22 protein-coding genes are annotated in these 19,750 nt (G+C 56.7%); 5 read left to right on the forward strand and 17 right to left on the reverse strand.

Translation table 11 applies throughout. The features are described from left to right. Positions 1-25 precede the first annotated feature (25 nt). From WKS99_RS08710 to WKS99_RS08720, 3 genes are all read left to right on the forward strand, one after another. Positions 26-1,057, forward strand: a complete 1,032-nt coding sequence (locus WKS99_RS08710; protein WP_240287607.1) for an inorganic phosphate transporter — start codon at positions 26-28, stop codon at positions 1,055-1,057. A gap of 187 nt (positions 1,058-1,244) precedes the next feature. After that, positions 1,245-1,985: a ZIP family metal transporter gene (locus WKS99_RS08715; protein ID WP_186852660.1), complete on the forward strand. Its 741-nt coding sequence runs from the start codon at positions 1,245-1,247 to the stop codon at positions 1,983-1,985. 218 nt (positions 1,986-2,203) lie between these two features. Further along, a complete protein-coding gene (locus WKS99_RS08720; RefSeq protein WP_147571877.1) occupies positions 2,204-3,664 on the forward strand; it encodes a carbon starvation CstA family protein in 1,461 nt (486 codons plus the stop codon). Positions 3,665-3,725: 61 nt separating this feature from the next. Here the strand turns inward: WKS99_RS08720 and sigG are convergent, their stop codons facing one another. The 8 genes from sigG to WKS99_RS08760 all read right to left on the reverse strand — a co-directional run bounded on the left by sigG (position 3,726) and on the right by WKS99_RS08760 (position 11,780). After that, positions 3,726-4,496, reverse strand: coding sequence for an RNA polymerase sporulation sigma factor SigG (gene sigG, locus WKS99_RS08725; RefSeq protein ID WP_340405751.1), 771 nt, complete (start codon positions 4,494-4,496; stop codon positions 3,726-3,728). 134 nt (positions 4,497-4,630) lie between these two features. Further along, positions 4,631-5,095 (reverse strand): DUF523 domain-containing protein, encoded by a 465-nt coding sequence (locus tag WKS99_RS08730; protein ID WP_147571879.1) that lies wholly within the window; start codon positions 5,093-5,095, stop codon positions 4,631-4,633. Further along, the gene (locus WKS99_RS08735) at positions 5,092-5,664 is read right to left on the reverse strand and encodes a DUF3795 domain-containing protein (protein ID WP_340405752.1); all 573 of its coding nucleotides are present in this window, start codon (positions 5,662-5,664) and stop codon (positions 5,092-5,094) included. Before WKS99_RS08735 ends, WKS99_RS08730 begins: the two co-directional genes overlap by 4 nt. 61 nt (positions 5,665-5,725) lie before the next feature. Further along, complete coding sequence (locus WKS99_RS08740; RefSeq protein WP_147571881.1) at positions 5,726-5,977, reverse strand: IreB family regulatory phosphoprotein; 252 nt, start codon at positions 5,975-5,977, stop codon at positions 5,726-5,728. 95 nt (positions 5,978-6,072) lie between these two features. Then, on the reverse strand, positions 6,073-7,287 hold the full coding sequence (locus tag WKS99_RS08745; protein WP_147571882.1) for an MFS transporter: 1,215 nt from the start codon (positions 7,285-7,287) through the stop codon (positions 6,073-6,075). A gap of 61 nt (positions 7,288-7,348) precedes the next feature. Further along, positions 7,349-10,066 (reverse strand): FtsK/SpoIIIE family DNA translocase, encoded by a 2,718-nt coding sequence (locus WKS99_RS08750; protein ID WP_340405753.1) that lies wholly within the window; start codon positions 10,064-10,066, stop codon positions 7,349-7,351. 29 nt (positions 10,067-10,095) lie between these two features. Beyond that, entirely contained in the window at positions 10,096-10,953 is an 858-nt protein-coding gene (locus tag WKS99_RS08755) for an undecaprenyl-diphosphate phosphatase (protein ID WP_240287599.1), read from the reverse strand. A 110-nt stretch (positions 10,954-11,063) separates the two neighbouring features. Next, the gene (locus WKS99_RS08760; protein ID WP_147571884.1) at positions 11,064-11,780 is read right to left on the reverse strand and encodes a ClpP family protease; all 717 of its coding nucleotides are present in this window, start codon (positions 11,778-11,780) and stop codon (positions 11,064-11,066) included. 142 nt (positions 11,781-11,922) lie between these two features. Between WKS99_RS08760 and WKS99_RS08765 the strand changes: the two genes are divergently transcribed. Next, positions 11,923-12,504 carry a helix-turn-helix domain-containing protein gene (locus tag WKS99_RS08765; RefSeq protein WP_340405754.1) on the forward strand — a complete coding sequence of 194 codons (582 nt, stop codon included), beginning with the start codon at positions 11,923-11,925 and terminating at the stop codon, positions 12,502-12,504. Next, complete coding sequence (locus tag WKS99_RS08770; protein WP_340405755.1) at positions 12,501-12,932, forward strand: hypothetical protein; 432 nt, start codon at positions 12,501-12,503, stop codon at positions 12,930-12,932. The genes WKS99_RS08765 and WKS99_RS08770 overlap by 4 nt, the downstream gene beginning before the upstream one ends. A gap of 100 nt (positions 12,933-13,032) precedes the next feature. Here the strand turns inward: WKS99_RS08770 and WKS99_RS08775 are convergent, their stop codons facing one another. From WKS99_RS08775 to prfA, 9 genes are all read right to left on the reverse strand, one after another. Beyond that, positions 13,033-13,704 carry a nucleotidyltransferase domain-containing protein gene (locus tag WKS99_RS08775; RefSeq protein WP_240287593.1) on the reverse strand — a complete coding sequence of 224 codons (672 nt, stop codon included), beginning with the start codon at positions 13,702-13,704 and terminating at the stop codon, positions 13,033-13,035. Between the two features lie 70 nt (positions 13,705-13,774). Further along, positions 13,775-15,187 (reverse strand): aminopeptidase, encoded by a 1,413-nt coding sequence (locus WKS99_RS08780; RefSeq protein WP_262670272.1) that lies wholly within the window; start codon positions 15,185-15,187, stop codon positions 13,775-13,777. A gap of 22 nt (positions 15,188-15,209) precedes the next feature. Then, positions 15,210-15,827, reverse strand: coding sequence for a dephospho-CoA kinase (coaE, locus tag WKS99_RS08785; protein ID WP_340405756.1), 618 nt, complete (start codon positions 15,825-15,827; stop codon positions 15,210-15,212). Next, positions 15,812-16,162 (reverse strand): DUF4180 domain-containing protein, encoded by a 351-nt coding sequence (locus WKS99_RS08790; RefSeq protein WP_186852619.1) that lies wholly within the window; start codon positions 16,160-16,162, stop codon positions 15,812-15,814. The genes coaE and WKS99_RS08790 overlap by 16 nt, the downstream gene beginning before the upstream one ends. Before the next feature lie 20 nt (positions 16,163-16,182). After that, positions 16,183-17,208: an L-threonylcarbamoyladenylate synthase gene (locus tag WKS99_RS08795; protein ID WP_340405757.1), complete on the reverse strand. Its 1,026-nt coding sequence runs from the start codon at positions 17,206-17,208 to the stop codon at positions 16,183-16,185. After that, entirely contained in the window at positions 17,205-17,753 is a 549-nt protein-coding gene (locus WKS99_RS08800; protein WP_186852621.1) for a GNAT family N-acetyltransferase, read from the reverse strand. The genes WKS99_RS08795 and WKS99_RS08800 overlap by 4 nt, the downstream gene beginning before the upstream one ends. Then, positions 17,746-18,402, reverse strand: coding sequence for an HAD family hydrolase (locus tag WKS99_RS08805; RefSeq protein ID WP_262670276.1), 657 nt, complete (start codon positions 18,400-18,402; stop codon positions 17,746-17,748). Before WKS99_RS08805 ends, WKS99_RS08800 begins: the two co-directional genes overlap by 8 nt. Positions 18,403-18,412: 10 nt before the next feature. Next, complete coding sequence (locus WKS99_RS08810) at positions 18,413-18,670, reverse strand: hypothetical protein (RefSeq protein ID WP_147571894.1); 258 nt, start codon at positions 18,668-18,670, stop codon at positions 18,413-18,415. Between the two features lie 18 nt (positions 18,671-18,688). After that, positions 18,689-19,747 carry a peptide chain release factor 1 gene (prfA, locus tag WKS99_RS08815; RefSeq protein ID WP_340405758.1) on the reverse strand — a complete coding sequence of 353 codons (1,059 nt, stop codon included), beginning with the start codon at positions 19,745-19,747 and terminating at the stop codon, positions 18,689-18,691. Positions 19,748-19,750: the final 3 nt, after the last annotated feature.

Below are 19,750 nucleotides of genomic sequence, written 5' to 3' on the forward strand. Positions count from 1 at the left end.
ACAACAGGGGCATGGAGGTGAACCCATGCCCCTGTCTTTTTTTGCTTTCCTCGACCAGTTGACGGGCGATCCAGCTCTGGCACTGATTGTTCTCCTCACCCTCGCGGTACTGCTGGTCAACGGGTGGACCGACGCACCCAATGCCATCGCCGGGGTAGTGGTGACTGGAGCACTCCCCTTCCCTTTGGCTGTCCTGCTGGCGGCTGTATGCAACTTTCTGGGAGTGCTTTGTGTCACCGCTGTCTCTACTTCTGTGGCGGAGACCGTCTATTCTATCGCCAGCTTTGGCGGCGGCTCCCGCGCGGCTCTTACCGCTTTGTGTGCCGCCATGGCCGCCATCGTGCTCTGGGCCGCGGCTGCCTGGCTACTTGGCATTCCTACCAGTGAGAGCCACGCCTTGATTGCTGGTATCTCTGGCGCCGCGGTGGCTCTGGAGGGTGGCTTCTCCTGTATCCGCTGGGACAGTTGGGCCAAGGTTCTCCTCGGTCTGATTCTGTCCACTGCCGCCGGATTCTGGGCTGGACAGTTGTTTCAGAGTGCCTTAAAACATGTAAAGGCTTCCAACCATACATTTCTTTTGGCCCAGCTTCCCGGAGCCGCAGGAACTGCCTTTCTTCACGGTGCCCAAGATGGTCAAAAGTTTCTCGGTGTATTTCTCTTGGGGACGGCATTGGCCCAGGGTCGCGGAGATGAACAGACCTTTCTCATCCCTATCTGGCTTATGATTTTGTGTGCTGGCTTTATGGCCGCCGGTACCCTTATGGGGGGCAGGCGCATCATCGAAACAGTCGGGCGTGAAATGGTGTCGATTGGCCCGCGAGAAGGGCTGTCTGCCGATTTGGGCAATATTTTCTGCCTCATGACCGCCACTCTGCTGGGCCTTCCCGTCTCAACTACCCATACCCGCACAGCCGCTCTGCTCGGTGTGGGAGCAGCGGGGGGCGGTGTTGTGGACTGGTCCGTTGCCGGCAAAATCGCTCTCGCCTGGGCCCTTACCTTTCCTGGCTGTATGGCCATCGGCTACTGGATGGCCAAGGTGTTTCTGGCGGTCTTTTGAATAGAGCGCCGGGTGAATATCAGTCACCCGGCTCACCCCTCTCTGATCCGGCGCATAGCCTATTCTGGAAGCACCCGCACAGGCGCGGACCGGCTCCGGACATCGCGCCGCCGTTTTCAGAAAGGGAAATTACATCGTGACACAAGCACTTTTATGGGCTGCCGGCGGAACTGGGTTCACTGCCCTGATGACCGCTTCCGGCGCCGCTATGGTCTTTCTGTTCCGCAAGCAGTCCTCTCGCTCTCTTCAGCGCGTCCTACTTGGATTTGCCGCTGGCGTGATGATTGCCGCCAGCATGTGGTCCCTGCTCATCCCAGCCATTGAGGAGGCGGAGGCCATGGGAATGCCCGGTTGGCTGCCCGCCGCTGGTGGATCTGTCCTTGGCATCGTTTTCCTTTTGTCCATGGACTATCTGCTCCCCCACTTCACACCGGAATCCTTCCACTGCAAAGAGGGCGAAACCTCCCGCCGCCGCACCGCCCTCCTGGTACTGGCCGTAACACTGCACAACATCCCGGAGGGGATGGCGGTCGGCATCTCCTTTGCTTTGGCTGCCCACAGTGGCGATCCCTCCCTCCTACCCGCTGCTACCGCCCTCGCCATGGGAATTGGCATCCAAAATTTTCCGGAAGGGGCCGCTATCTCCCTGCCCCTGCATCAGGAGGGAATGGGCCGTAGAAAGGCTTTTCTCATCGGGGCGGCCTCCGGCGTGGTGGAGCCTATCTTTGCCCTGCTCACTGTACTGGCTGCCGGGGCGATCCAGCCTCTGCTCCCGTGGCTGCTCTCCTTTGCCGCCGGCGCCATGCTCTATGTCGTGGTGGAGGAGCTCATCCCAGAAGCTAATCTCACCGAAGGGGGACATACCGGCACTCTAGGCGTCATGGCAGGGTTTCTCATTATGATGATCCTGGATGTGGCTCTTGGCTAAGTCCGCTGTTGACCCACTTTTTTCACAAAATCCTCGTTCACAAAATTTTAGTAAAAATTTCGATTTGGGGGTTGATTTTCTCAAGAAGCGTGATATAATGAAGCCGCCTTTTAAGGGATAGCTCAAAGTTTCCTTTGCTTCCCAGACCTTTAGTGGAAAATAAAGGCCTTTTTCATGTCTTTCGTCATGGAAAAGCAAATTAAGAGGAGGAGAAATTTATGATCACGTTCCTGATCTCCCTCGTAGTCCTTGTGGTGGGATTCGCACTGTACAGCCGTCTCATTGAGCGGGTGTTCCGTGTGGATGACCGTCAGACCCCGGCGGTCGCCCATCCGGACGGCGTGGACTACACCCCAATGAAAACTTGGCGTCTGTTCCTGATCCAGCTTTTGAACATCGCAGGTCTTGGCCCTATTTTTGGTGCCCTGGCCGGCGCTTGCTGGGGGCCCCGTGTCTATTTGTGGATCGTCTTTGGTACTATCCTGGGCGGCGGTGTCCACGACTTCCTGTCCGGCATGATGAGCGAGCGCCACGACGGCGCCTCCATCTCTGAAATCGTGGGCATCTACTTAGGCAAATTCATGCTGCAGGTCATGCGTGTCTTCTCGGTAGTCCTGCTAATCCTGGTCGGCGTCAACTTCTCCAAGAACCCCGCCCAGCTTTTGGCTATTCTGACTCCTGAAACACTGGATGCCAACTTCTGGCTGGCTGTCGTGCTGATTTACTACTTTATCGCCACCTTCCTGCCCATTGACAAGGTCATTGGCAAGTTGTACCCCATCTTCGGGGCCTGCCTCATCATCATGGCCCTTGGCCTCATGGGTGTAATGCTAATCGACCCCTCTTACCGCGCCGCGATGCCTGAAATGTGGCAGTATATCGGCGTGGAAGGGATGGGGCACCCCACCAACACTCCTATCTGGGCCCAGATGTTTGTCACTGTGGCCTGCGGCGCTATCTCCGGCTTCCACGCTACCCAGTCCCCCATGGTCGCCCGCTGCATGACCTCTGAGAAAGAGGGGCGGAAGGTATTTTACGGCGCCATGGTCGCTGAGGGCGCTATCGCTCTGGTCTGGGCCGCTGCCGGTGTCACCTTCTATGGCAATGTGGCTGCTCTGAACGAGGCGCTGGCTGGTGGTCAGTCCGTTGTCGTTGAGAACATCTGTTCCTCTATGATGGGCCCTGTCGGTGGTGTCTTGGCCCTGCTGGGTGTCATCGCCTGTCCCATCACTTCCGGCGACACCGCTTTCCGCTCCGCCCGGTTGACCATCGCCGACTGGTTCAAAATCGATCAGGGCAATTGGAAGAACCGTCTGCTCCTGTCTGTCCCTGTGCTGGGCATAGGAGCCCTGATCACCCAGTGGGGTGACTTCGCTACTCTCTGGAAGTACTTCTCTTGGTCCAATCAGACCCTGGCTATGATGGTCCTGTGGGCTGGCGCCGTCTATCTGCATCGCAACGGCTTCCCCCCTGTAGCCTGTTTCATGGCTGCTTTACCCGCTACCTTTATGTCCGCTGTCTCTGTGACCTACTTTGTCCAGGCTCCTGAATGTCTGAATATGTCCACCACCTTGGCCTACCCGCTGGGCATCCTGGTAGCCGCCCTGTTCCTGGGTATCTTTATTTGGCGTGAATGGGTCATGCGTAAAAACGACGTACTCAACCCCGCCACTGTCTAAACGTATTTTCTCCACAACTGTTTTTAAGAGGCCGCCTGACAGGATCTGTCAGGCGGCCTCTTTACATCTCTTTCCGTATCTGCCTTAATGCATTCTTTTCCAGCCTAGATACCTGCGCCTGCGAGATCCCGATCTCGGCAGACACCTCCATCTGAGTTTTGCCCTGAAAAAAACGCATAGACAAAATCTTTTTCTCCCGTTCAGACAGGTGTGACACCGCTTCCTTCAGTGCGATGCGCTCCAACCACATCTCATCTGTATTTTTGCTGTCCCTGACCTGGTCCATCACACATATGGTATCCCCACTGTCGGAGTACACTGGCTCATAGAGAGACACAGGCTCTAAAATTGCGTCCAGCGCAAAGACCACCTCCTCCCGTTTGATGTCCAGGATGTTGGCGATCTCCTCCACTGTGGGCTCTTTCTGGTGTTGAGCGATATAGGCCTCCTTGGCCTGCAACACCTTGTAGGCCGTATCCCGCATCGCTCTGGATACCCGCATAGTGCTGTTGTCCCGCAAGTAGCGGCGAATCTCTCCGATGATCATAGGCACTCCATAGGTGGAAAACTTAACATCCAGGTCCGTGTTGAAGTTATCGATAGCCTTCATCAGCCCAATGCAGCCCACCTGAAATAGGTCATCAGCATTCTCGCCCCGGTTGGAAAATCGCTGTATCACAGACAGGACCAAGCGTAAATTCCCCGATATCAGTTCCTCTCTGGCCTGCTGGTCTCCCTCCTTCGCTTTCAACAGCAGCGCACGGGTCTCCTCGTTTTTCAGCACCTTTAACTTTGATGTATTAACACCGCAAATTTCCACCTTGTGCTGCATATAAAAACCTCCCGCCCCAGTGATACTGTGTTTCCAGTATCTCCGGGGCGGAGGGTTTCATACGGGGTCAATGGCCCTTAAATTTTTTATCGTCTGACCCTTTTCGATGGATTTTGCTCTGATGTACGATACAGTTACATCTCAGATGGCCACGCCGTCGGATCATATAGCCAACTCTCCAAATTTTCCTCGTCCATGACCCGAAGGCCCGCCTCTGCCAACAGACGGGCCGTGACGCCCCATCCGGCCTTGATGGTGTGGGTAAAGCTGCCGTCATAGATTTCGCCGCAGCCACAGGACGGAGATCTGGCTTTGAGCACCGCCACCGTGCAGCTATGCTCTCTTGCGATTTTAAGGGCCGCCTCTGCCCCCGCCCGATATGCGTCGGTGACATCCTCTCCATCTTCGGTGATGACCCTACCATCCGCCTGCACCTCGGCCGGCGCCCTGGGAGTGTCCAGACCTCCTAGCACCTCAGGACACACCGGGACCAGCGTATGTCCCGCTTTGTGCAGTTCGATGACTTGGCGGTCCAGACGGCTGCAGCCGTCATACCGACAGGGTTCCCCTAAAAAACAGTAGCTCACCAAAATATTCATAAATGCTTCCCTCTACTTCTTCTCTTTTGTTTTTTATTCAGCTTCAGTACTAACCCCTGCTGCTCTGCGATTTTCTGAAGGGCCTGTGTCATACAGGCCGCACGCTCCTTTTCAGACATCTCTTTTGTGGAAAGGGAAGTCACTTGCTGGACAGCATGGCGCAGGTCATCCAGCTCCAACAGGTAGACCGCTGTGGTGTAAAAGCTTTTCTTCCGTCCGTCGTTCCATTCCCCTACTAGCAGTTCCAAAATAGCCCGCTTCTCCTCCAGCTCCCGCACATAGGTTTCCGGCCCCAGTTCACGGACTCTGTCCAGGTCCGCGCCCCTGCGCCGTGTGGGCACAAAAGAATCATAGTCCCCCATCCCCTCATAGAGTTCACAGGGGTATTGTTCACAGCGGTAACAGAAATCACCGATATTTCGCTCCCGGGCACACTGGGCACGGGGACAGCTCTGATTTCCCTCTCCCCCGCCACATCCGGGACACCAGCCTCCGATGTTCATAGGGCAGAGCAGGCAGTTCAGGCCACATAACGCTACTTGAGGATAGGTTCTATAAAAGTCCTTCATCATGCCCCCTCCTTTTCTATCAAAAAAGCGGCCCGCCAGTCGGCGGGCCGCTGTGCGGTCATCAGTGTGTCAGATAATATTTGACCAAGGTCTGGAGCAGCTCATCCCGGTCCACTTTGCGGATTAAAGCTCTGGCATTGTTGTGGTTGGTAATATAGGTGGGGTCCTCAGACAAAATATAGCCCACAATCTGGTTAATGGGGTTATACCCCTTCTCCTGCAACGCCTGATAGACAGAGGCCAAGATGGCCTTGATCTCCAGGTCCCGCTGGTCCCCCAGACTAAATTTTCTGGTAAAATCCATTTCTTCCATTCTGGGCACCTCCTGTCTAAAAACCTAATAATAGTCTACTCTAAAAAGTCGCTCCTGTAAAGGGGCACAAGGCAAATTTAATAAAAATGAAATATTTATACCCTAGACAGCTCCGTTTTTCCCACCATACCGGCTGCAGCCAGCTGCAGGATGGCGGACAGCGCCGCCAGATAAAAGACGTACTGTACTCCCCAGCCCTCCCAGATCAGCCCCATGATGGGCGAGGCGACAATGGCCATCACATGGTCTACACTGAGTCCCACAGACAGTGTCTGGGTCACCTCCCCCGGGTCCAATGCCATGGAACGCATCATGAAAGAATGGACCATATTGAACTGCTCAAACAGGACACAGAGGATATAGGCCGCGAACACCAGCCAGGTCTGCCAGCCGCCGGAAGAGAAAGCTCCACCAGCCAGTTGCCCCGCCAGCAGGCCCATAGCAGTGAATGACAGGACAATATACCCGGCCTCCAGCCAGAGCATCCTGCGCACCCCCATCCGGTCCAGCAGGCGGCCAATCAGGGGAGCAAACCAGGTCCCCACAAAGTGGACCACAATGGTTAGCAGGGCGACCGTATCCGCCCCCTGACCCAGCAGGTTGATGATGACCCATGGCGCAAAGACAATTTTGATTCGCTTCTGGCAGCCGTAGGCCAAAGTAACCATGTAATAGGGCATATAGGCACGCCGGAATAAAAGTTTATGACTTTTCACATGGCCGCTCTGCCGAGGTATACTAACTGCCATCCGGGCCAGCAATACTACCGCTGCCGCTGTGGCCGCCGCCCCAATGGCAAAGGGCAGGATAAAGCCCTCCCCAAAGTGGAACACGCCGAACCGGAATCCTAAAAAGACCATCAGCGCCGCCGCCATGGAAAAGAATGTGTTGACTCCTTTGAACTTTCCAAAGGCTGTCCCCACTTTCCCCTTTTCCGCCAGATCCATGGAGATGGCGTCATTCAAAGGCATGAACAGGTGCATTCCCAAGGAATGGATAAACAGGAAAACCAGCATCACCCCATAGCTGGGGCTAAACAGACCCATGACAACCAAACCGGTCAACAGCAGCAGCTGCGCCACTACCGACATCCACAGGCTGCCCAGAGATCCCAGCGCCGCCACCAGTGCCATGCACAGTACCCCGGGGCTCTCCCTGGGGATCTCAATGAATCCGCGCTGGATCGAATCGATATGATAGACCTCATTAAAATAATTGGAAAAAATACTGCTTCCCAGGCCATTGGCCAAAGCGGTAAGGGCAATCACCAGGGTAAACAGCCGGACCGCCCGCTTTTTCGATGGTTCCATCTCTCCCACTCCCTCTATTCAGTCCACCGCCTGTCATCCGGTCTGCTGTCCGTATCCTGGGTTATAGGGTATCCTCTTCCGCTCGGTCCAGAGACTCCTCCACGTCAAAGGGCGGATTGACCTGGGTGCTGTCTAAATCGGTTCGATCTGGTATTTCCGCTTCTGTCTGAGGAGGAGGCGCCCCGACCCCCTGCCGATACTTCAGCTCCTGCCACTGCTCCTTAGTGATCAAAACCTGGCGGGGTTTGCTGCCCTCAAAGGGACCTACAATCCCCTTTTCCTCCAGCTGGTCCACCAGGCGGGCAGCACGGGCATAGCCCAGCTTCAGTCGGCGCTGGAGCATGGAAACAGAGGCCATCCCTGTTTCCACCACAACCTCCGCCGCCGCATCGATGAGCTCGTCATACTCATCACTGACCTCATCCGGAGCGGAGCCGCCTACACCTTTTGTTCCCTTCTCCTTCTCGGCGGCGTGCTGCTCGATCTCCTGCATGACGTTGTCATCATACTGGGCGGAGCCGCTGCGTTTGACAAACTCTACTACGGAAGCGACCTCCTGGTCGCTAATCAGGCAACCCTGTACACGGGTTGGCTTCCCGGCGCCCAGCGGGAAATAGAGCATATCCCCCCGGCCGACCAGCTTTTCTGCGCCAGTAATGTCCAAAATAATGCGTGACTCCAGGCTGGAGGCCACGGCAAAGGCGATCCGACTTGGTATATTGGCCTTCATCAGACCAGTGATGACGTCAGCAGAGGGGCGCTGGGTGGCAATAATCAGGTGCATACCGCTGGCACGGCCCATCTGAGCCACCCGGCAGATAGACTCCTCCACTTCCTTCGCCGCCACTAGCATCAGGTCGGCCAGCTCGTCGATGATGACCACAATCTGGGGCATTTTTTCCATTCCCTCGGTCTTTGCGGCCTTAGCATTGTACGAAGCCAGGTCCCGCACGCCAACTTCGGCAAAGGAGCGGTATCGCTTCATCATTTCCGTGACTGCCCATTGAAGGGCGCCCGCCGCTTTCTTGGGATCTGTGACCACGGGAATCAACAGATGGGGGATCCCGTTGTAGATGCCCAGCTCTACCATCTTGGGATCCACCATGATCAGACGGACTTCCTCTGGAGTGGCCTTATACAACAGGGAGATGATCAGAGAATTGGTACACACCGACTTACCGGAGCCTGTCGTACCCGCAATGAGCAGGTGGGGCATCTTGGCGATGTTTCCGACGATACAGTTTCCTCCAATGTCCTTGCCCACGGCAAAGGATACCTTAGAGGCGCTGTTTGTGAAGGCGGTAGAGCCGATGACCGAGTGGATATTGACCGGGGAAACCAGCTTATTAGGCACCTCAATCCCGACCATGGATATCTGGTCTGGGATTGGGGCGATGCGGACCCCTGTTGCGCCCAACGCCAAGGCGATATCGTCCGCCAGATTGGTCAGCTTGTTCAGCCGGACTCCCTGGTCCAGTTCCAGCTCATACCGGGTCACAGAGGGGCCCCTTGTCACGTTGACGATGTTGGCGTCGATTCCAAAGGAGTGGATCGTATCAGCGAGGCGCTGCCTGTTGGCGTTGAGCTCCACCAGCGCCTCGCCACCAATATCTCCTGTCCCCTCAGTGAGCAGGGATAGAGGCGGATACTGGTAAGGCGGGCTGCCCTGGTCCATGGTTTCCTGGATATCCTGTGCCACCTGAACTGCCGCTTCTTCCGCCTCCTGGCGGGTCACCTTTTGTGGCTGCTCGTCCTTCCGTGGAGTGGGCGGCACCGCAGGCCGCTCCTCTGGTACGGACGGCGGCGCCACAGTGACCGGCGGGACCACCGGGATCGGCCGGGGCCGCTCTGCCGCGGGGGCAGGCGGCTGTTCCTCTACAGCCTCGGGCTCTGCTGTCGGGGGAACGCTCTCCTGCTCTGTAGACCCCTTCAGCAGTTGGTCGGGGGCAGGCACACGGGCCTTGCGGTCAAAAAATCCCAGCCGTTTCTTCTCCTGGGGGGCCGGCGGTTCTTTCCCCACCAACGGTCCCTCATCCACAGGGATATCGATTTCAGAGCGGCGCGTCCGGGTCTGGGACAGCGATTCCGCCGCCCTCTCTCCCTGGCGCTCCTCAGTCCGGCTCCGGCGTGGCTGCTCCGGCTCTGGCTCATATTCATATTTCGGCCGGTTAAAGACCCAGTCCGCCACATCCACCAGAGAACGGTCAAAGGCGGCCAGTCCCATCAGAATCGCTCCCATGGCAAAGATGATCGTGGAGCCCAAGCTGGTAAACAGGGATACACAGGCCTGGGCCAGCACACCGGCCAGCACACCACCGGATCTCATCGCCTCGCCGCTGTTCCACAACTCCTTGACCAGCGCACCGTTCCAAGGAAGCGGATCTGACAGCATACCATGGAATACGCCCGCCACCATCAGGGGCAGGAGGAGGGCGCAGGTCAGCCTTAGACGGACCGGCCGTCCACGGTGGAACGCCAGGATATAGGCTCCCAAAAGCAAGGCGGGAGGGACCAGCCAAAAGCCATAGCCTACCAGTCCCTTGACCAGCCCCACAAAGAAGGTGATGAAGATCGCCTCCATTTTGAAGTATCCAAAGGAGGAGAAGATCGCCAGGAGCAGGCAGACCACCGCCCCTACCTCACGCCGGAACGGGCGGTGGGAGGAAATGTCGGCACGGCTACTCTTGGCCGCTGGCTTGGATCTTGCCGCTGAAGTAGTCCGTTTTCCGCCGGAGGAGGCCGACCGTCCCCCTCCGGATCTCTTTTGTGTCGTTGCCATTCTTAAGGGTTCCTACCTTTCCAGGAAAATCAGATCGTACCCGACGTTAGCGTCCACCCCATGGCGCATAGGACCAGAGAGAGCAGGCCGGCGCCCCAGCAATAGTAGGCAAACGCGCCAAACTTGCCCTTGGATGCCAACAGGTTGACCAGTCCGATGGAGAAATAGCCCACCACGCCGGCGATGACCATACCCATCAGGTATATGGGTAGTCTCCCTTCCGGCAGACCGCCTTCCATCTCCAGCACGTCTTTGACCTCCAGGATCGTCGCGCCCAGCACCGCGGGCAGAGACATAAGGAAAGAGTAGCGCACGGCAAATTTGCGGTCGAATCCTCTGGCCATACCGGCGGAGATGGTACAACCGGAGCGGGACAGCCCTGGGATGGTGGCAAAGCCCTGGGCCACGCCCACCAGCAATACGTCCTTCAGGGTGGCATTTCGGGCGTTCTTCCTTCCGCCCGCCATTCGGTCAGAACAGAAGAGGATACAGCCTGTCACCAGCAGAGCACAGCTGACAAAATAAGGATTGGATCCAAGAGCCTCCACCTTATTTTTGATCAGCAGCACCGCAAAGAGCGGCAGCGTACCGACGATGACCAGGAGGACCAGCCGGCGCGCCTCCGGTGGATTCCCATGAGAAGGATGGCGGGAAAAAAGAGCCGCGATCCCTCGAAAAAACTCAACGATCATTTCCACTACATCCTGGAAGTAGTAGATGCACACAGCCAGCAGAGTGGCAAAGTGGAGCAGCACGTTGAACAAATTATCTGGCTCCGCCAGGCCAAAAAAATGCTGAAACAAGGTCAGGTGCCCAGAGCTGGAGATAGGCAGGAACTCGGCTACACCCTGGACAAACCCCAGAATAGCGGACATAGGATAGGTCACTGTATTTACCCCCTAAATGGCAAGAAGCCAATAAAATCACTGATACTATATTAACACAACAGGACAGGAAATTCCAGTCTTTTTCATTTGCATTATGTAAACGGGCGGGATCACTCCCGCCCGCCTGTTTCTATTGCTTGCTTTCTATCCTCTATCATCCCATGCAGGCAGGACAGCGCGTCAGACAGCCCGCCAATCTGGTCAATCAGCCCAAGTTCCACCGCCTCCTCGCCGTAGATCACACTGCCTACGTCGGCGGCCAGTTCCCCTGTCTGAAGCATCAGTTTGGTCAGCGCCTCCCGCTTGATCCCGCTGTTGGCGGTGATAAATTGTGTGATACGATCCTGAATGCGTTCAAAATAATAGAACGTCTGGGGTACACCGATGACCAAGCCGTTGAGCCGAACTGGGTGGATCGTCATAGCAGCCGAGGGCGCAATGAAAGACCGTTTGGCCGAAACCGCCAGCGGAACCCCGATCGAGTGGCTCCCGCCCAGCACAAGGGAAACGGTCGGCTTAGACATAGAGGCGATAAGTTCCGAGATGGCCAGCCCAGCCTCCACATCTCCCCCGCCGTTATTCAGTAAGATGAGCAGTCCATCTATCTGGGGGCTCTCCTCCACTGTGGCCAGCAGAGGGAGAACATGCTCGTACTTCGTACTCTTGCTGCTGGGGGGCAGCATCTGGTGGCCCTCGATCTGTCCCACGATAGTCAGCACGTAGATGGTCCCTTTGTCCGTCTGAATCAGGGAGGACCCCAGATCTATGATTGGCTGTATGATGGGTTCGCTCGTCTGCTGTTCCTCTTTCTCTTGAGATTCATCCATAATAAGCACCCCTCCTATGAAAACTCCTTTCTAGGTTGTACTGGAAGAGCCTTTCTTAGTCAAAAACCGCTTCTCTACTTTTCGTAGGTTGCTTTTTGCGGCGGCAATGCTCATAATAGAGAAAGATCAAGGAGGTCATCCCATGGATAACATACGCTTTGGGGCCTTTGTGGCCCAGTTGAGGAAAGAACAGGGCCTGACCCAGAAAGAGTTGGCAGACCGGCTCAATGTCACAGACAAGGCCGTGTCCAAATGGGAGACTGGAAAGGGGTTTCCTGACGTAAAGCTTCTGGAACCTCTGGCCCAGGCCCTCGGCATCTCACTTGTGGAACTGATACGAGGAGAAAAAGACCCCAGGGACAGCTTGACAGCTGCCGAAGCGGAGGCTGTTGTTTCTCAGGCTATGGACCAGTCCCAGAGGATCACCGCCCGCCGGTATCTGAAGCTGCTGCGTTGGCTGCTGACCTCCATCGCGGCAATATGCGCTGTTGGCCCTCTGACTCAACTGGCGCTTGCCTTGGAGTTATTCTTCACGGGATCTAAGCTTTTTGCCACAGGGACTTCCCACATGGGACACATCGGCGGGGTGGATGGCCCCACCTCTATTTTTGTGTCCTCCGCACCCCTTCCCACCTGGCTGTCCGTCGGGCTGCCCACTTTGCTTCTGGTCCTCTGTATTATTCTGGCCTTCCGAGTCTGGAAATTAGAAAGGAAATTGAAATGAGAAATTGGATACGAGCCATACTTGTCCCCTTATCGACGCTGGCCATCCTGTTGCTGGCCGCCTGTGGCCAACAGACTGTTGGCAGCGCCACTTCCCCTCCCACCTTGACTCCCGCCGATCAATGGCCGGACAACCGCTTTACCCAATCCATACCCAAACCTTCCTCTGGCACCGTGACCGCCGTCTCCGAGGGCAACTCAGCCGGCTATCAAATCTTTGCGGTCTATCTGGATGATATTGGTGAGGCCGAGGTTGACGCCTACCTCCAAGCGGTCCAGGAAGCCGGGTTTCAGAGCGTACATGATACCCTTGGTATTGCCACGGAAAATGCGGTTGCGCTTGGAGAGCTCTTTTATAATGGGGAGGTTTCCCTCAGCGTTGCCGCTTCAGGCAGCTCACTTAGCCTTGCTGTCTCCCTTCCGGAATAGGAGCCTTGTCCTTTTTGATAACTGCCAGACCGGGCAAAACAACCCAGGCACGATGGCAACACAGTTCACTCGTAATGAGCAGATCCATTTTTAGGGCTGTCTAGTACTGCTTCACGCCCTCTCGCAATGTTGCTCCCGCCCATTGAAGCAGGAGGGCGCTGTCTTTTTCCAGATCAGGCCCCTCTCCGGCCCGGAACGCCAGAACCCGCTCCAGCACTGACCGCTCCTCTCCAGTTAGCTCCAGCCACAGCTCTCGATGTTTTTTGACGTACACCCCGGTTTTCAGCCAATATATCGCCTGAAGGGTGAAAGCGGCGGATTTATAAAGCGCGGCCAGCAGCGCCTCATCTCGCTCGTGAAGATAATTATGGACACAGCCGTGGTATAAATTGCACAGGCCAGTATGGACTGCCCGACTGGCGTCCTCTCTGGCGAATGTCCCCCGTAAAAATTCCAAATCTCCCACAACAGGGGCTGTGTCGTGATAAAACTGGAACAGGTCGCCCGGTTCCCAGGCCAGCAGCTCTTCCTTTCCAGATACGAAGCCACAAAGCAGCTCCCGGCAGGGCAGGTTAGCCACTACCCGGCGATACCTGTCCAAGTCCTCCAGCTCCACCCGGTCCAGTACGACTACCATGTCGATATCGCTGTCTTCCCTCTCCTCACCTCGCCCACGGCTGCCTTGCAGTCCGATACAGACGATCCGGCCTCCAAACTCGTCTTTCACCGCTTGGCAAAATTGGGCCATCCAGGCTTTTTCATCCAATTTCATAGATACCTCCTTAGGACAGGACAGGGACCGCCAGAGGGCGGTCCCTGTCTTTTTCATCTGCTTTTTGGGGCTAACAGGCCTCGAAGACGGCCTTCATGCCTTTATAGGTCATATAACAATCCAGTTTTCCAACCGTTTCAAAGGGAGAGTGCATGGACAAGACAGGAACCCCGGCATCTAGGGTGTCGATGTTCCGCTCCGCCATATAGGCGGCCACGGTCCCACCGCCGCCGGCATCCACCTTGCCCAGCTCGGCCATCTGCCAAGCCACACCGGCACCGTCCAACACCTTTCGGACATAAGCCACCAGCTCGGCGGAGGCGTCAGAGGCGCCGGACTTACCTCGGGCTCCGGTATACTTGCAGAGCCCCATACCGTAGTTCACAAAGGCGCTGTTGCGCTTTTCATATACATCGGCAAAGTTGGGGTCATAGGCCGCCGTCACATCGGCGGACAGGCAGAAGGATTTTTCATAGCAGGCTCTGGGCAGCACCCCCTGGGCGGCGCACAGGTCCGCCATAAAGGTGTCAAAGGAGGCAGACTTCATGCCCGTAACTCCTTCAGAGCCTATTTCTTCCTTGTCAGCCAGCATACAGACCGCTGTACGCTCCGGGGTATCCAACTGGAGCAGGGCGGCCAGGGCCGCATAGGCGCACACCCGGTCGTCGTGGCCGTAGGCTCCGATCATGGAGCGGTCAAAGCCGATATCAGAGGCCCGGAAGGCAGGGACAGCGCACAGTTCGGCGGAAATAAAATCCTCCTCAACGATGCCGTACTTCCGGTTGAGCAGCTCCAGCACAGCCACCTTCACCCGGTCACTGCCCTCGTCATCAGCCAGGGGGCGGCTGCCTATCAGAATATTCAGGCTCTCACCGGGAATGGCCTCTCCCAGGGTTTTTTTAGATTGCTCTGCCCCCAAGTGGGGAAGCAGGTCGTCAATGGTAAACAGGGGGTCACCCTCTCCGTTTCCTACGGATACCCGGACCACATTACCGCCCTTCAAGGCCACCACCCCATGGAGCTCCAGAGGAATGGTCACCCACTGGTACTTGCGGATGCCGCCGTAGTAGTGGGTCTTGAAAAAGGCCAGCTCCTCCGCCTCATACACAGGGTTCTGCTTAAGATCCAGCCGGGGGGAGTCGATATGAGCCGCACCGATGTTGACGCCCTGGTCCAGATCTTTTCGGCCGATAACGGCCAGCATAACAGCCTTGCCCCGGTTGGACTGGTACACCTTGTCCCCAGGCTTGAGCTCCATGCCACGGACATAGGGACGGAAGCCGGCGGTCTCCGCCAGTGCAATGGTACGGTCCACACACTCCCGCTCGGTCTTGCCTCCGTCCAGAAACTGCTTGTATCCGGAACAGTAAGCCTCTATGGCCTCCAGCTCACCGGTCTGTAACCGGTCATAGCCGTTTTTCTTCTGATAGGTCAGGGCCCGGCGCAGCTGCTCGCCCCGTGTCAGTTCTTTTTTTTCATCCATTGGGAAAACCTCCTTTGTACCTCTATTGTATGTGTTCCTGCAAAATCGATTCTACCAACGCCTTGGCCTGGAGGGCAAATTCCTCCACCTGGTCACAGTCGTTCACCAAGGTGCGGTCGCACCCTTTCACAAAATATTCGTCACTCTTCTGGGCCTTTACCCGTAACCAGGCGTACTCCTCCGTGATGCCCTCCCGATCCATGATCCGTTTTACCCGTATCTCCGCGGGTGCGACCACCGCCAGGGTAACGTCACAGAGCTTGGCCAGCGGACTCTCCAGCAGGGCGATGGCATCGATGGCGGCCAGAGCTATCCCCTTGCGGCGGTATCCCTCCAGCAATTCCTGGGTGCGCCTCACTGTGGCGGTTTGAGCAATGATATTGAGCTGTCGCAGCTTCTCCGGGTCGCCAAAGACGATGGTACCCAGCTTCTTTCGGTCGATTGTTCCACTCTCATCCCGGAGCGGCCCAAAGGTTTTCTCCAAGCTATGCCGTAAGGCACCATCCCTTTCCAGCAGATCGTGGTACACGGCATCGCAGTCAATGACCGCACCGCCTAGCTTCTCCACCTCTTTCAGAAGGGTTGTCTTACCCGCTCCAGTGGGGCCGGTGATGCCTAGAACGGTCATCTGTTTAACCATGCCAGGGCCTCCTCCTCAGTAGGCCAGAAGCCTACCTGACTGCCCTTGTTGCTTTCACAAATGAAATCCCGCAACGGCTTGCTGGTGTAATGGGAGAAATCGCCTACAATGGCCAGACGCATTTTGTAATTGACAAATTTCTGTAAGACCTCCCCAGCCAGCTTGGAGGACAGGCGGAAGAAGGACTCGTCCAGACAGTCCTTGTATAACACAACAGCGCTGGCCCCCGTTTCATAGCGCAGGGACGCAATCACATCCATGGCTGCGGGGCCGCTGGTAATGTGACTCTCAAGGCTCCGTAGTATGGGAATTTTGTTGATGATTTGAGATTGCATAAAATAAAGTTACCTTTCTCTTACACTTCAATGATATGGAAGCCGGCCGCCTTGTTCAGACGGTTGGCGATAGCCAGTCCGATGCCCGCAGCGTCAGGGCATTGGGCCCAGATGGCCTTCACCGCTGTATGGTCAAAGGAACGCAGGGCGTCGAAGATGTGCCGGGCCTGCTCCGCCTTATCCACAGAGGGGCCCAGGTTCATGACAGGCCTCATCTCGTGCCGTTTCGTGAACAGGGGCACAAACTCGTCAAAACAGATGATCCCGTCCTCCGGGGCGGCATGGTCCAGTATGTACCCAGCACTTTTGGACGGCTCCCCCGCCACTACCGTCACTGGCGCCTTAGGGGCGTAGTGGCGGTACTTCATGCCGGGGGCGCGGGGTTTCTCCCCCGCCCCCATCAAGCGGGTCACCGCAGGGTCTACTTCCACATCCCCCAGGACAGCCTCAAGTTGCTCCAGGGTGACGCCCCCCGGCCGCAGCAGCCGGGGCGAGTCACAGGACAAGTCCACAATGGTGGACTCCACCCCCACAGCACAGGGACCGCCGTCTACAATGGCATCAATCTTTCCATCCATATCCTCCCACATATGGGCGGCGGAGGTGGGACTGGGCCGCCCAGAGGTATTCCCTGAGGGTGCGGCCACGGGGACATCCGCATCTCTGAGGATAGCCCGGCATAGAGCGTGAGCGGGGCAACGCATTCCCACCGTGTCCAGGCCGGCGGTGACCACATCCGGCACTACATCCCGCCGGGCGAGAATCATGGTCAGCGGGCCTGGCCAGAAACGTTCTGCTAACCGATAGGCTGTAAGGGGAATCCCCTTGCAATACCGGTCCAGATGGTCTATCGATGGAATATGTAAAATCAGAGGATTATCCTGGGGCCGCCCCTTGGCCTGAAAAATACGGGCCACTGCCTGGGGATTCAGTCCATTGGCGCCCAGGCCATATACGGTCTCTGTGGGAATCCCAACCAATCCCCCATCCCGAAGGATAGCGGCGGCCTGTTGGATATTCTTCTCGTTTAACAGTTGGGTGTTCAATGCAAAAACTCCTCATCCTCAGCCTTCCGTCTGACCGAAAAGATCAGATGCGGCATGTCTATTCCATAGTAATGCTTGATAAACTGTCCCCGGATTTCCATACCATTTCGTCTGGCTACCTCCTGAGAAGGCAAGTTATTGTCCCGGATGATGGAAAAAACCTCTCTCTGGCCCAACTTCTGGAAGGCATAGTTCCGGCACGCCTGGGCCGCCTCCGTGGCATATCCCCTGTGCCAGACGGCTTTTTCCAATAGATAGCCAACCTCCATTACCAAGTCTCCCTGGCCTCGGTCCTGCCAAGTCAGGCCACACTGGCCCACCATTTTACCACTGGACTTTTCCACCGCCGCCCACAGGCCAATCCCATCTCTAGCATAACGCTCTTGCTGGCGGCGCAACCACTCCCAGGCCTCCTCATCTGAAAAGGCGTGCTCGTAGGCATACATCACCGCTGGGTCCTGGAGCATCCGGCACAGCGCCGGGAAGTCTTTGTCCCCCATCTCCCGGAGGAGGAGCCGCTCTGTCTCCAAAATCGTTTTATCCATGGCCGAGAATCACTTCCAGTAACTCCTGAGGTTCCTCAACCAACTGATCTGCTCCTTCTTTCTCCAGCTCCTCCCGTCCACGGAATCCCCACAGGACACCACAACTGGTCAGGCCACCGTTTTTTGCGGTACGGATATCCACGTTGCTGTCCCCAACGAACAGGGTATTTCCCCTCTCTGCTCCCATCCGCTCCATAAGCCTTTGGAGCAGGGCAGGGTCCGGCTTGGGCTCATAACCGGGAATGGCTCCCTGGACGATAGAAAAGACACCCGGATAGTAGCTTTCCACCACAGGTCCTGCCAGTTCGTCCGCCTTGTTGGTCAGTACGGACATAGAAACGCCCGCCTCCTTCAGCATCCGGACCACCTCTGGAAGTCCGGCATAGGGTGCGGTCTTGTCCTCCTTATGGGCATCGTAGTAGGGCATAAACTCCTCCAGGATAGCCGCCACCCCCTCCGGGGTGCGCCACTCCTCCGGAACAAAACGGGCCACCAGTTTGGCCATCCCGTTTCCCACGAACCGCTTGTACTCCTCCACTGTATAGGTGGGCCAGCCATGGAGGCGGCAGACGTAGTTGCCCGCGTCAGCCAGGTCGTCAATAGTATCCAGCAACGTACCATCCAGATCAAAGATCACATTGTGAAACATGGCTCGCTCCTCATTCGTAAATGCCGATCTCCATGCCGCCGATCTCCACGGTGGTATTTTTATCAAACGCGGCCCGCTGGAGATAGGCCTTCACCGCCATCTGGGCATATTTAGGGTTGTGCCTCTCATCCTCCAGTTCCAGATCGATGCGGCCGTCTTCCCCTCCGCACACGACGCCGCCCTCCTCCAGCACCTCGTTTAGTTCCTCCACCACATCGGGTAGCTCCTTATCCTGGGGAAGGCTGGTATAGTGAATATACAGTTCCATAGTCCTATCTCCTGCTTTCTACTCTTGTTGTTTCAATTTTTCTGCCTGGTCCGCGGCGGCCAGCGCATCGATCAGCTCGTCCAGGCCGCCGTCCATCACGCTGTCTATCTTATAGAGGGTCAGCCCAATGCGGTGGTCCGTAACACGGCCCTGGGGAAAATTGTAGGTACGGATGCGCTCGTTCCGCATGCCGGAGCCCACCTGGCTGCGCCGCTGTGCCGTATATTCGGAGGATATCTTCTCTTGCTCGGCCTCATACAGTCGGGAAGCCAGGATACGCATGGCCTTGTCCCGATTTTGGAACTGGCTGCGCTCCTGCTGACACTCCACCACGGTCCCCGTCGGCTTGTGAATCAGGCGGACAGCGGAGGAGGTCTTGTTCACATGCTGGCCCCCGGCCCCGGAGGAGCGGAAAACCTGCATTTCGATGTCCGCCGGATTCAGTCGCACATCCGCACTTTCCATCTCCGGCAGGACCGCTACTGTCACCGTGGAGGTATGGACCCGTCCTCCAGACTCGGTCTCGGGCACCCGCTGGACCCGGTGAACGCCACTCTCGAACTTCAGGCGGGAAAAAGCGCCTGTCCCCTCAATCGTAAAGGTTATTTCCTTTATGCCTCCAAGCTCTGTCTCACTGGCCGAGTCCACCTCACAGTGCCATCGCTGGCTCTCGGCATACATGGAGTACATCCGATAGAGGGAGTGGGCAAAGAGGGCGGCCTCCTCTCCGCCTACCCCGGCCCGTATTTCCACAATAACGTTTTTGTCATCGTTGGGATCCTTTGGGAGGAGCAATATCTGCAGCTCCCTTTCCAGCTTTGGGATGTCCTCCATCGCCTGAGAATATTCCTCCTGGGCCAGTTCCTTCATCTCAGAATCCGACATCAGTTCTCGAGCCTGGTCCCGGGCCTCTAGGGTCCGCCGATAGGTACGGAAGGTCTCCACCAGAGGCTGGAGCTCCGACTGCTCCTTATTCAGTTTCGCCACCTTGGCCGGATCGTCATAGGTTTCCGGCGCGGCCAGCCGCGCCTCGATCTGGCTGTATTTCGCCTCAATGGCGGTAAGCTTGTCCAGCATGAG

It is taken from the genome of Flintibacter sp. HCN-6482, assembly GCF_037892565.1.
GTDB classification, from domain to species: Bacteria; Bacillota; Clostridia; order Oscillospirales; family Oscillospiraceae; genus Lawsonibacter; species Lawsonibacter aceti.